This is a genomic window from Streptomyces sp. NPDC006435, assembly GCF_040612315.1.
In the GTDB taxonomy this organism is placed as follows: domain Bacteria; phylum Actinomycetota; class Actinomycetes; order Streptomycetales; family Streptomycetaceae; genus Streptomyces.
In genome coordinates this window covers 204,806-216,824 of sequence record NZ_JBEXPY010000007.1, presented here as the reverse complement: position 1 = coordinate 216,824, position 12,019 = coordinate 204,806, and the positions used below count along the sequence as shown (strand labels likewise).

At 74.3% G+C, this 12,019-nt stretch carries 8 protein-coding genes; 5 read left to right on the top strand and 3 right to left on the bottom strand.

All coding sequences use genetic code 11. From position 1 onward, the window contains the following. The coding region (locus ABZZ04_RS11340; RefSeq protein WP_356931947.1) for an amidohydrolase family protein at positions 1–722 on the bottom strand (722 nt) is incomplete at its 3' end. Between the two features lie 144 nt (positions 723–866). Here ABZZ04_RS11340 and ABZZ04_RS11335 point away from each other — a divergent pair. From ABZZ04_RS11335 to ABZZ04_RS11315, 5 genes are all read left to right on the top strand, one after another. After that, entirely contained in the window at positions 867–1,577 is a 711-nt protein-coding gene (locus tag ABZZ04_RS11335) for a TetR/AcrR family transcriptional regulator (protein ID WP_356931946.1), read from the top strand. Between the two features lie 119 nt (positions 1,578–1,696). Beyond that, the gene (locus ABZZ04_RS11330) at positions 1,697–3,088 is read left to right on the top strand and encodes an FAD-dependent oxidoreductase (protein WP_356931945.1); all 1,392 of its coding nucleotides are present in this window, start codon (positions 1,697–1,699) and stop codon (positions 3,086–3,088) included. A gap of 44 nt (positions 3,089–3,132) precedes the next feature. After that, complete coding sequence (locus ABZZ04_RS11325) at positions 3,133–4,476, top strand: carboxylesterase family protein (protein WP_356931944.1); 1,344 nt, start codon at positions 3,133–3,135, stop codon at positions 4,474–4,476. A 277-nt stretch (positions 4,477–4,753) separates the two neighbouring features. Further along, positions 4,754–7,015, top strand: coding sequence for a serine/threonine-protein kinase (locus tag ABZZ04_RS11320; protein ID WP_356931943.1), 2,262 nt, complete (start codon positions 4,754–4,756; stop codon positions 7,013–7,015). A 22-nt stretch (positions 7,016–7,037) separates the two neighbouring features. Continuing rightward, positions 7,038–8,582: an NAD(P)/FAD-dependent oxidoreductase gene (locus tag ABZZ04_RS11315; RefSeq protein ID WP_356931942.1), complete on the top strand. Its 1,545-nt coding sequence runs from the start codon at positions 7,038–7,040 to the stop codon at positions 8,580–8,582. 41 nt (positions 8,583–8,623) lie between these two features. On the opposite strand, the gene ABZZ04_RS11310 is transcribed toward ABZZ04_RS11315, so the two are convergent. Both ABZZ04_RS11310 and ABZZ04_RS11305 read right to left on the bottom strand, forming a co-directional pair. Beyond that, entirely contained in the window at positions 8,624–9,598 is a 975-nt protein-coding gene (locus ABZZ04_RS11310) for an acetylxylan esterase (protein ID WP_356931941.1), read from the bottom strand. Positions 9,599–9,602: 4 nt separating this feature from the next. Beyond that, positions 9,603–12,014 (bottom strand): polysaccharide lyase 8 family protein, encoded by a 2,412-nt coding sequence (locus tag ABZZ04_RS11305; RefSeq protein WP_356931940.1) that lies wholly within the window; start codon positions 12,012–12,014, stop codon positions 9,603–9,605. Positions 12,015–12,019: the final 5 nt, after the last annotated feature.

The following is a 12,019-nucleotide window of genomic DNA, read 5'->3' as shown; positions in this document are numbered from 1 at the left end:
ATGTAGGCGTCCGACGGGTCGGGCCTGCCGCCGAACTCGCCGAGCAGCGCGTCCTGCCAGCCGGTGATGCCCAGGGAATGCAACAGCCCCTGGGCCCGCAGCAGTCCGGCGAGCCGGTCCGCGGCGGTGGCTGCCGGGACCAGCCGGGCGACGAGCACGGTGGCGCCCTCCTGGAGCATGCCGCTGGGGGTGCCGTCCGGCTCGCGCTCGATCCGGCCGTCGGCGGGGTCGGGGGTGCCGGCGGTGACCCCGGCCAGCTCCAGCGCCCGGGTGTTCGCCCAGGCGCCGTGGTGGTCCAGATTCGACAGGAGCACCGGGCGGTCGGCGACGACCGTGTCCAGCAGCTGCCGGGTGGGCAGCCCGCCCTCGAAGCTGTCCAGGGACCAGCCGCCCCCGGTGATCCACTCGTGGTCGGGGTGCGTCTTCGCGTACGTCCCGATCAGGTCCAGGTACGCGGCGGCCCCGACCGTGCCGGTCAGATCGCACTCGGCCATCTCCGAGCCGCCGCCCACCGCGTGCACATGGGCGTCTTGGAAGCCGGGCACCAGCAGTTTCCCGGCCAGGTCCACGACCTCGGTGCGTGGGCCGATCAGCTCGCGCACCTCGTCGTGACCGACGGCCGCGATCCGCTCGCCGACCACGGCGAGCGAGGACGCCCGGGTGCGGGCCGGGTCCGCGGTGAATACGGGGCCGTGGGTGAAGACCAGATCGGCTGCGGTCATGGGCTGCTCCAGAACGGGTGGGACGGCGGTCGGCGCGGGGCGACGGGCGTCGGGAAGGGGGTGCGGGGCGCCGGGAAGCGGCGACGGCCGTCATGGAACAGGGTGACGCTTCACACGTCAATGGTGTTGACGTAAGGTCGGGACATGACGGAACGGGTGGTTCCCGAAGGCCGGCGGCAGCGCCGCAGGCCCACCAAGCAGGGCGCGGTGCTCTCCGAGGAGCTGATCGTCCGGACCGCGCTGAACCTGATCGGACGGCACGGCGCCGAGGCGCTCTCCGTGCGGCGGCTCGGCGCCGCGCTGGGCGCCGACCCCAGCGCGCTGTACCGCTACTTCCGCAACACCGACGCCCTGCTGCTCGCCGTCGCCGACGAGCTGATCGGCCGCGCCCAGCAGGGCTGGACCCCGACCGGCTACTGGCGGGCGGACCTGCGCGCCATCGGCCTGCGCATCCACGACTCGTACCGGTCGAACCCCCAGGCCGCCCTGCTCGCGGCGCACCGGACGACCGGCCGCCCCCACGAGATGCGCGCGGTCGAGACGATCCTGGGCGTGCTGCGGGAGGCGGGCTTCCCGGACGGGCTCGCGGTGCGGATCTACCACGCCTTCGTGGACCAGGCCCTGGCCTTCGCGGCCCAGGATGCCGCGGCCCTCGCCCTGCCGCCGGCCGCCCAGGCGGCCGACAACGAGGTCTGGCAGGAGGCGTACGGCAGGCTCACCCCCGACACGCACCCGCACATCGCCGCCGCCTTCCCGCTGCTCGCCGCGGACATGAGGGGCAGCGGCTACCCCTTCGCGCTGGAGCTGATGCTCGACGCGGTGGCGGCGCTCAAGCCCGCGTCCGGCGAGGGATAGCCGACCCGCCCAGGCTTATGTCAACACCATTGACGTTGAAGGCGCCGACGGAGTCTCATGGGCGGTACTTCGGAGGGGCCGGGCTCCGGCCGCCTCCGTGATCCGAAGGAGCGCCACCCGTGAACCCTCTCGCCTCACTCGCCGACGCCGCCCCGGCCCCGTTCTGGCTCGACGACCCGCAGCGGCCGGAGCCCCGGCCCGCGCTCGTCGGCGGCACCCGCTGCGACCTGCTCGTCGTCGGCGGGGGCTACACCGGCCTGTGGACCGCCCTCGTCGCCAAGGAACGCGACCCGGGCGCCGACGTCGTGCTCATCGAGGCCGACCGGGTCGGCGGCGCCGCATCCGGCCGCAACGGCGGATTCTGCGAGGCCAGCCTCACCCACGGGCTGGGCAACGGCCTGGAGCGCTGGCCCGACGAGATCGGACGGCTCGAACGGCTCGGCCGCGAGAACCTCCGGGCGATGGAGGAAGCCGTCACCCGGTACGACATCGACTGCTCCTGGGAACGCACCGGCGCCCTCGACGTCGCCACCGAGCCCTACCAGCTCGACGGCCTGGCGGAGACGGCCGAGGCGTCCGCCCGGTACGGCGGCGATCCGCTCCTGCTCGACGCCGAGGCCGTCCGCGCACAGATCGACTCGCCGACGTTCCTCGGCGGCATGTGGAACAGGGACGTGGCGATGGTCAACCCCGCCCGGCTCGCCTGGGGGCTCAGGCGGGCCTGCCTCGACCTCGGCGTCCGGGTGCACGAGCACACGCCCGCCACCGGGCTCGACGAGCACGGCGCGGTGATCGCCGTCCGCACCCCCTACGGCCGCGTCACCGCGAGCAGGGTCGCGCTCGCCACCAACGCGTACCCGTCCCCGCTCCGGCGCCACCGCCCGTACACCGTCCCCGTGTACGACTACGCGCTGATGACCGAACCGCTGACCGAGGAGCAACTGGCCGCCGTGGGCTGGCAGAACCGCCAGGGCTTCTCGGACTGCGCCAACAAGTTCCACTACGTGCGGCTCTCCGCCGACAACCGCATACTGTGGGGCGGCTACGACGCGGTCTACCACTACCGGGGCCGGGTACGCGCCGAACACGACCAGCGGCCCGAGACGTTCGCCACCCTCGCCCGGCACTTCTTCACCACCTTCCCGCAGCTCGAAGGGGTCCGGTTCACGCACACCTGGGGCGGGGCCATCGACACGAGCACGCGGTTCTGCGTCTTCTTCGACACGAGCCACCGGGGGAAGGTCGCCTACGCGGCCGGATTCACCGGCCTCGGGGTCGGCGCCAGCCGCTTCGGCGCCGAGACCATGCTCGACCTGCTCGCGGGCGACCGCACCGAGCGCACGGAGCTGGAACTCGTCCGCCGCAAGCCCCTGCCGTTCCCGCCCGAACCCGTCCGCGCCGTCGGCATCGGCATCACCCAGTGGTCCATGGCCCGCGCCGACCGCAACCGGGGCCGCCGCAACGTGTGGCTCAAGGCGCTCGACCGCTTCGGCCTCGGCTTCGACAGCTGACCACCGGCACCCCGCCCGCCGCACCCCTCCAGGAGCCGACACCGATGCCCGACACCACCACCGTCGTCACCACCGGGGCCGGCCCGGTACGAGGGGAGCGCCGGGCCGACGGCACCCTTCGCTTCCTCGGCGTTCCCTACGCGAAACCGCCCGTGGGCGCACTGCGCTTCGCGTCGCCGGTGGCACCGGACCCGTGGACGGAGCCGCTGGACGCCACGGCGTACGGGCCGACCGCGCAGCGCCGCGCCTTCGCGGAGGTCACCACGATCCCCGAACCGTCGATCCCCGGCGAGGGCGTGCTGAACCTCAACGTGTTCACCCCGTCCGCCGACCCGCGGGCCGCGCTGCCGGTCCTGGTGTGGATCCACGGCGGCGGCTTCGTCGCCGGATCGGCCGCCGGCCCCTGGTACGACGGAGCGGCGTTCAACCGGGACGGGGTGGTCCTGGTGTCGGTCGGCTACCGGCTGGGCATCGAGGGCTTCCTGCACCTCCCGGACGCGCCCGACAACAGAGGGGTGCGGGACTGGATCGCCGCCCTGGAATGGGTGCGCGACAACATCGCGGCGTTCGGCGGCGACCCGGCCCGGGTGACCGTCGCCGGGCAGTCGGCCGGCGGCGGCGCGGTGCAGACCCTGCTCGCCACCCCCTCGGCCCGCGGCCTGTTCCGCGCGGCCGTCTCGGCCTCCGGGGCGGTCATGCGGCCCCAGGACAGGGACACCGCCGGGGCCGTGTCGGCACGGTTCACCGCCCGCACCGGCCTGCCCGCGACCGCCGCCGCCCTCCGCGACGTCACCGACGACGAACTGCTGCGTCTCCAGGACCGGTTGTGCGAACCCGGGGCGGACGGAGCGGACGGGCCACTGCTGCTCCTCGCCCCCTTCGCGGACGGCGGACTCGTCCCGAGGCCCGTGCCCGAGGCGCTCGCGGACGGCACGGCCGGGGCGGGCGTCCCGCTGATGCTGGGGTTCACCGCGCACGAGTTCCACGGGATGCGGCCCGCCGGGGTGGGGGCGGCCCTCACCGACAAGATCTTCCGGGAACCGGCCCTCGCGATCGCCGAGGGACGCGCCCGCGCGGGGCACCCCACCTGGCTGTACCAGTTCGAGTGGCGGGCCACCGCGCCCGCCTTCGCGGGCCTGGCGCACCACTGCTGCGACCTGCCCTTCGTCTTCGACCTGCTGGACGCCGCAGGGGTCCGCGAGGCGCTCGGCGACGCCCCGCCGCAACGGCTCGCCGACGAGATCCACGGCGCCTGGGTCCGCTTCGTCGGCGACCTCGATCCGGGCGCCGCCTGGCCGTCCTACACCCCGGACACCCGTGCCACCCGGCTCTGGTCCGACCGCTCCCGCACCGAGCACGATCCGCTGCGGTCACTGAGGGGACAGTGACCGGACCGACCGCTTCCGGCCGCCCCGGCCCCGGTCGGCGCGGGGCGGCGGCCGGCGCCCGCACCAGCGCGGCGCGCCCCGGTCCGGGCCGCCCACGTGCACACGGAGCCTCCCTCCGGCCGCCCCGGCCCCGCCCGAGCGACAGCCACCATCGTGCGACTCGACCCCGACGACCGCGCCACCCCGTACAAACCGAGCAGCCGGGCAGCCATACTGGACGGGCCGGGGAGGGCACAGCAGTGGGCGACAGGCGGAACGACGGGGGCGACAGCAGACGATGGCGGACACCAGGCTGATCCAGAGCCGGTACCGGCTGCTCGATCTGATCGGGCGCGGAGGCATGGGCGAGGTGTGGCGCGCCCGTGACGAGTCGCTCGGCCGGCACGTCGCCGTCAAGTGCCTCAAGCCGGTGGGGCCGCAGCACGACCAGTCCTTCACCCGCGTCCTGCGCGAACGCTTCCGCCGCGAGGCCCGCGTCGCCGCCGCGCTCCAGCACCGCGGCGTCACCGTCGTCCACGACTTCGGCGAGCACGAGGGCGTCCTCTACCTGGTCATGGAGCTCCTGGAGGGCCGCAACCTCAGCCAGCTCCTGGAGGACAACGAACAGCACCCGCTGCCGGTGGCCGACGTCGTCGACATCGCGGAACAGGTGGCCGACGCCCTCGGCTACACCCACCGGCAGGGCATCGTGCACCGCGACCTCAAGCCCGCCAACATCATGCGGTTGACCGACGGCACGGTGAAGATCTGCGACTTCGGCATCGCCAGACTGGGCCACGACATGGGCTCCTCCCGCCTCACCGGCACGGGCATCGCGATGGGCACCCCGCACTACATGTCGCCCGAACAGATCAGCGGCGGCGACATCGACCACCGCAGCGACCTCTACTCGCTGGGCTGCGTCCTGTACGAGATCGCCACCGGGGCACCGCCGTTCGACATGGGGGACTCCTGGGCGATCCTGGTCGGGCACCGCGACACCCAGCCCCGGCCCCCGCGCACCCACCGGGCCGAGCTCCCGGACTTCTTCGACCGCGTCGTCCTGGAACTGCTGGCCAAGACCCCCGAGGAACGGCCCGTCGACGCGGGCGACCTGAAACAGCGGATCGTCATCGGCCGCACCGGCGAACGGCCGGGACCGGAGCTTCCGGGGCGGGTGTGGCTCGCGCCGCCCGTCCCGGTCGTGCGCCCGGGGCAGCGGCTGCCGGCCTGGACCCGCGGCATGACCACCGGGCACAAGGCGGCCGGCCCCCGGCTGCCCGTCGCCCTGCCCGACCACTCCGCGGGCCTCACCGGCGAGTGGACCACCGGCACCGACCTGCGCGACCTCACCGGGGAACTGCCGCCGGTCGCGGTCGGGCGCCCGACCCCGTCGCCGGAGCTGCTCTCCGTGCTCGCCGGCCGGCACGCCGCGGGCCTCGACCTGGGGCGGCTGGGCCACTGGGAGGAAGCAGGCGAGGTGCACCGCGCGGTCGCCGCCGAACGGGAACACGCCCTGGGCCCCGACCACCCCGACACCCTCGCCAGCCGGTACGAGATCGGCTTCGCCCTCAGCCGCACCGGGCGCGCCCCGGACGCCCTGCGGGAGTTCGACCGGGTCGCCCGGGGCCGCGCACGCGTCCTGGGCCCCGATCACCCCGACACCCTCGCCGCCCGCCAGGAGACGGCGTACGTGCTGGGCCGGCTCGGCCGGCACTTCGAGGCCCACCAGGTGTACGCGGAGGTCCTCGCCTCACGGGAACGGTCGATGGGCCCCGACCACCCCGACACCCTGCGCTGCCGCCACAACCTGGCCTTCAACCTCGGCAGGCTCGGCCGCCTGGAGGACTCGTACCGCATGGCCAAGGAGGTGGCTTCGGCCCGTGCCCGGCTCCTCGGCGCCGAGCACCCCGACACCCTGGTCACGCTGTACGAGGTGGCGTACACGCTCGGCCGGCTGGGCCGCTGGCCGCAGGCCCTGCAGACCTACCGGGAAGTGGCCCGGGGCCGTGCGAGGTCGCTCGGCGCCGACCACCCCGACACGCTCTCCGCCCGCTACGAGGTCGGCATCGGCCTCGGCCGCATGGGCTGCAGCGAGGAGGCGCTGGAGCTGTACCGCGCCCTGGTCGACGACCGGACCCGGGTGGGCGGCCCCACCGACCCCGAGACGCTCCGCGCCCGCCACGGCCTGGGCGTCAACCTGGGGCGCCTGGCCCGCTGGGAGGAGGCGCTCGCCGAGGCCCGGGACGTGTGCGCGATCCGGGAACGGGTGCTGGGCCCCGATCATCCCGACACCCTCGTCAGCCGCCGGGAGGTCGCCGTCGGCCTCGGCTGGCTGGGCCGCTGGGCCGACGCCCTCACCGCCTACCGCCAGGTCGCCGGGGTCCGCGAGCGGCTGCTCGGCGCCGGCCACCCCGACACCCTCGCCGCCCGCAACGACGAGGCGCACTGCCTGGAGCAGCTCGGCCGGGGGACGGAGGCCGTCGAACTGTACCGACAGGTCGCGGCGCTGCGCCGCGGACAGCAGGACCCCGGCGCCGCGACCCCTGGCCAGGTGTGATCGTGCCGTGCTACGAAGGGCCATGCCCGCACCCGACAGCTATGACGCAGTGATCGTGGGCGGCGGCCACAACGGACTGGTCGCCGCCGCCTACCTCGCCCGTGCCGGACAGTCGGTCCTCGTCCTGGAACGGCTGGCCGCCACCGGGGGAGCAGCCGTCTCCACCCGCCCCTTCGCCGGGGTCGACGCCCGACTGTCGCGCTACTCGTACCTGGTGTCCCTGCTGCCGCCGAAGATCGTCCGCGACCTCGGACTGGACTTCGCCGTACGCAAGCGGGACGTCTCCTCCTACACCCCCACCGTGCGCGACGGCCGCGCCACCGGGCTCCTCGTCGGCGGGGAGAGCACCCGGGAGTCCTTCGCCGCGCTCACCGGCTCGGACCGGGAGTACCGGGCGTGGCAGCGCTTCTACGGCATGACGCGGCAGGTCGCCGAACGGGTCTTCCCGACGCTCACCGAACCCCTGCCGGACCGTGCCGAACTGCGCGGGCGGATCGGTGACGAGGAGGCCTGGCGGACGCTCTTCGAGGAACCCATCGGCATCGCCGTCGAGAAGAACTTCACCGACGACCTGGTGCGCGGAGTCGTCCTCACCGATGCCCTGATCGGCACCTTCGCCGACGCGCACGACCCGTCGCTGATCCAGAACCGCTGCTTCCTCTACCACGTCGTCGGCGGCGGCACGGGCGACTGGGACGTCCCCGTCGGCGGCATGGGCGCGCTCACCGACGCACTGGCCCGGGCCGCCCGCGAGGCCGGGGCGGAGATCCGGGTCGACCACGAGGCGACCCGGATCGAGACCGACGGGACCCGGGCCGAGGTCACCGTCCGCTCACCGGAGGCGGAACACGTCGTCGCCGCCCGCCGGGTACTGGTCAACGCCTCCCCGCAGGCCCTCGCCGCCCTCCTCGGCGAGGAGCCTCCCGCCCCGGCCGAAGGGGCGCAGCTGAAGGTGAACATGCTGCTCACCCGGCTGCCCCGGCTGCGCGACCGCTCCGTCGACCCGCGCCGGGCGTTCGCCGGTACGTTCCACATCGCCGAGGGGTACGGGCAGCTCGCCGCCGCCCACCGGGAGGCGGCCGCGGGCCGGCTGCCCACCACCCCGCCGTCCGAGATCTACTGCCACTCGCTGACCGACCCGTCGATCCTCGGCCCCGACCTCGCCGCCAGTGGTCACCAGACCCTGACCCTCTTCGGTCTGCACGCCCCGGCCCGGCTCTTCGCCGCCGACAACGCGGCGGCGCGCGCCGAACTGCTCAAGGCGACCCTCGCCGCCCTCGACGCGCACCTGGACGAGCCGATCACCGACTGCCTGGCGTCCGACGCGAACGGCGAGCCGTGCATCGAGGCGAAGACCCCGCTCGACCTCGAACGGGAGCTGCGGCTGCCGGGCGGCCACATCTTTCACCGGGACCTCTCCTTCCCGTACGCCACCGGGGAGACCGGGCGGTGGGGAGTGGAGACGGCGCACGCCAACGTGCTGCTGTGCGGGGCGGGCGCCGTGCGCGGCGGCGGGGTCAGCGGGGTGCCCGGCCACAACGCCGCGATGGCGGCCCTGGGCCGGTGACGGGAGGGGGCCGGCCACCGCCGGCCCCCTCCCGCGCCCCACTACCGGCCGAACACGCCCCGCAGCGCGCCGAGCTTGCGCGGCAGGTCGTACTCCGCGCCGCCCTCGTGCCCGTTGTACGTGAACACCTCGATCTCGGCCGGTCCCGCGTAGCGGTGGTACGCGGCGAACACCGTGGACGACGGGCAGATCCGGTCCATCAGGCCGACGGAGAACCACGCCGGGGCGCTCGCCCGCGCCGCGAAGTTGACCCCGTCGAAGTAGGACAGGGTCTCCATCGCCTCGTCGATCCGGAAGCGGTGCCCGGACAGCCAGCGGGCGATCTCCGCGTACGGCCCGGCGTCCGTGATCTGCGAGGCCCGCCGGTAGTGGCAGAGGAACGGCACGTCGGCGACGGTCGCCGCGACGTCGTCCCGCAGCCCGGCGACGGCCAGCGCGAGCCCGCCGCCCTGGCTGCCCCCGAGCACCGCCACCCGTGCGGCGTCCACCGCCTCGTGGGCCTTCGCCGCGTCCACCGCCCGCACCGCGTCCGTGATCAGCCGCCGGTAGTAGTGGCGGTACGGATCCTCGATGCCGCGGGTCAGGAAGCCGGGGGAGGAGGAGCCGTGCCCGTCGGGGCCGATGTCCGGGGTGTCCGCGGTGTTCTTGCCGCCGCCGCCCTGGCCCCGGTTGTCCATGACCAGATGGGCGTACCCCAGCGCGCTCCAGGTCAGCCAGGAGTACGGGATGCCCCGGCCGCCGTTGTAGCCGATGTACTGCACCACGGCGGGCAGCGGGCCCGAACGCGTCCGCGGCAGCATCAGCCACGCCTTCACCGGCTGCCCGCCCCAGCCCCGGAACGTCACGTCGAACACATCGACGGTCGCGAACCCGGCGTCGTACGGGACGAACCGAGCGTCCAGGTCGTGGCGGGCCGTCTCGGCGAGGGTCTTCTCCCAGAAGGCGTCGAAGTCGGCCGGTTCCTCCGGCTCCGGCCGGTACGCGCGCAACCGGTCGAGATCCATGTCGAACAGCAAGGGTCTAGCTCCTCTTCAGGGTGAGGTTGAGGGTCGCGCCGTGGCGCCCGGCGGTGTCGGCGGTGATCCGGATGCCGCGGCCGGTCCTGGCGACGCTCACGCCCGGGTCGGCGGAGGCGACGTCCAGGTTGCGCCGCGCCAGGTCCAGCACGACCGAGGAGCGCGACTGCGTCGGGTCGGACAGCGCCACCTTCACCGTCTTCCCGTCCGGCCGCACGAGGACCGAGGCCGGACCGTCCGAGGACAGCTCCTGCGCGGTGCCCGCGGTCCAGAAGTTCGCCGCGACCAGCCCGTCCGCGCGGCGCCGCACCGCGTGCACGGCGGTGGTGCGGGCGACGGGCTCCACCGGGGGAGCGGCCGCCCACTGCCGGGTGCGTTCCGCGGAGGCCGCCGGGGCCTGGAGCCAGTAGTAGCCCGCCCCGTCCGGCGCCGCCCCGTGGTCCTGCCACAGCGTCAGGTACGGGCGGGTGACCGGGGTGTCCGTGCCGTACTTGAGGTTGATCCCGCGCCAGGTCGCGGTGCGCTCCTCGCGCAGACCGTTCAGCGTGGCGGGCTCGGGGAAGACGTAGCCGCCGGTTCCGGCCACGTGCAGCCACCGGACCTTGTCGAGGCGGGCCGACCAGCCGGCGTCCGGGGAGACCGCCGTGCCGTTGACGAGCAGGGCCGCCCCCGGGTCGCGGAGCTTGCGGTTCTCCACGACCGTCTCGACGGTGCCCGCGTCGGCGGTGACGCCCGAACCGACGCAGACGATCACGTCGTCCAGGCAGAACCAGCTCTTCAGGGCACGCAGCGAACTCCCGTACGCGCGCAGCTCCATGCCGTACGCCCCGAGCGTCGTGCCCGGCAGCGAGGTCCCGCCGGCCCAGTCGGCGGTGCTGGTGGTGCGCTGCCCCGCCCCGTCCGCCTGCCGGCCCGCGACGACGGTGGTGCCGGGAAGGCGCGTCGGGTCGACGGTCGGCCAGTAGTCCTCGCTGTAGTGCCCGAGGTCGTCGGTGTACAGCAGGACCATGCCGTCGGAGAGGTGCCAGGCGCGCAGGTTCTCGTTCTGGATCGACTCGTAGTTGTAGATCCGGGACGAGTACGCGGAGATGCCCAGGGCGAAGGACGGCCGGTGGTGGGCCGCCTTGTCCATCCGGGGGTGCTGCTTGTGCGCGACCAGCGGCCCCCGCGCCGGAACGGGGGAGGCCAGGACCCGCTGGGCGGCGACGAGCGAGGCGAGGTCGGTCACGGCCAGGAAGTCGCGGTAGGTGTCCTCGGTGATCCACTGCTTGACCAGGGCGGTGAACCGGTCGGCGGCCTCGCCGGGGAAGCTCGGGATCAGCCGGATCACCGCCTCGATGACGGTCTGCGCCGAGACGTGGCCCTGCTTGCTGGGGCGGGCGATCTCGCGTCCGCACACCGACGCCATCACGTCGCCGCGCACCAGCAGCGGGTCGAAGCCGTCGTCGACCCAGCGCCGGACGTTGTCGAGGTCCGGGTCGGTGACCCGCCACGCCGTGCCCGCCAGGAGGTTCAGCAGCCGGGACAGGTTGTTCAGCAGTTCCTTGCCGTACCCGCCGTTGTAGGGGTGCTTGTAGTGCTGGAGGAACGAACCGTCGGAGTAGAAGCCCTCGCCGGTGCCCTCCGCGGCGGCGCTCGCGTCGTTGAAGGCCAGGACGCTGTTGGCGCCCGAGCCCTCGACGTCCGAGAGCGCGTCACGGACCCGGGCCAGGTCGTCCCCGTTGTCGCGGAGCACGGCGTTGACGGCGACGACGGTGGAGATCCACACCCGGTTGGCCCCGGTCGCGATCTGCCGGTCGGCCCGCCAGAGGTTCGGGTCGGGGGTGTAGTGCCGCACGGCCGCGGTGATCCGGGCCAGCCGCTCCGCCCCGAGCACGTCGTACAGCAGCACGGTCGCGTCGTTGAGGGCGAGCGCGGAGCCGATCTCCCAGTCCCAGTCGTTGTCGAACCGGGTGTGCTCGGGGCCGTAACGGTTGGTCAGCATCCAGTCGAGGCCGGCCAGCAGCAGATCGCGCAGCGCGGTGTCGCCGTACTGCGGGGTGCCGGGGACGGCCCACGCGGTGGCGACCGTGGCGAGCCGCTTGAACGAGGTGGTGACGTGGTTGGAGAGCGCGGTGCTGGTCAGATCGGGGAACAGCCCGTCGGTACGGCTCGGGTCGAGGCCCTTGACCGCGGTGGTCGCGGCCCGGCCGACCCGGGCCACGGCTGCGGCGATCCGCGGGTCGGCGGGGTCGAGACCGGGGCCGCCGGTGAGCAGGGTGTGCCAGCGGGTGCGCAGGGCGGCGGCGGTGTCCTCGGCCGCGTGCGCGGTGCCCGACGCGGCGGGCGTCAGCGGCAGGGCGACGGCCGCGCCGAGCGCCGCCGCCCCCGCGAGAACGGTGCGCCGGGTGGTGCCCGGGGTGCTGCCTGGGTTCATGATGC

Excerpts from the sequence above, each read along its gene's own strand:
- ABZZ04_RS11335 (WP_356931946.1), top strand. The coding sequence starts at position 867 with ATGACGGAACGGGTGGTTCCCGAAGGCCGGCGGCAGCGCCGCAGGCCC.
- ABZZ04_RS11325 (WP_356931944.1), top strand. The coding sequence starts at position 3,133 with ATGCCCGACACCACCACCGTCGTCACCACCGGGGCCGGCCCGGTACGA.
- ABZZ04_RS11320 (WP_356931943.1), top strand. The coding sequence starts at position 4,754 with ATGGCGGACACCAGGCTGATCCAGAGCCGGTACCGGCTGCTCGATCTG.
- ABZZ04_RS11315 (WP_356931942.1), top strand. The coding sequence starts at position 7,038 with ATGCCCGCACCCGACAGCTATGACGCAGTGATCGTGGGCGGCGGCCAC.
- ABZZ04_RS11305 (WP_356931940.1), bottom strand. The coding sequence starts at position 12,014 with ATGAACCCAGGCAGCACCCCGGGCACCACCCGGCGCACCGTTCTCGCG.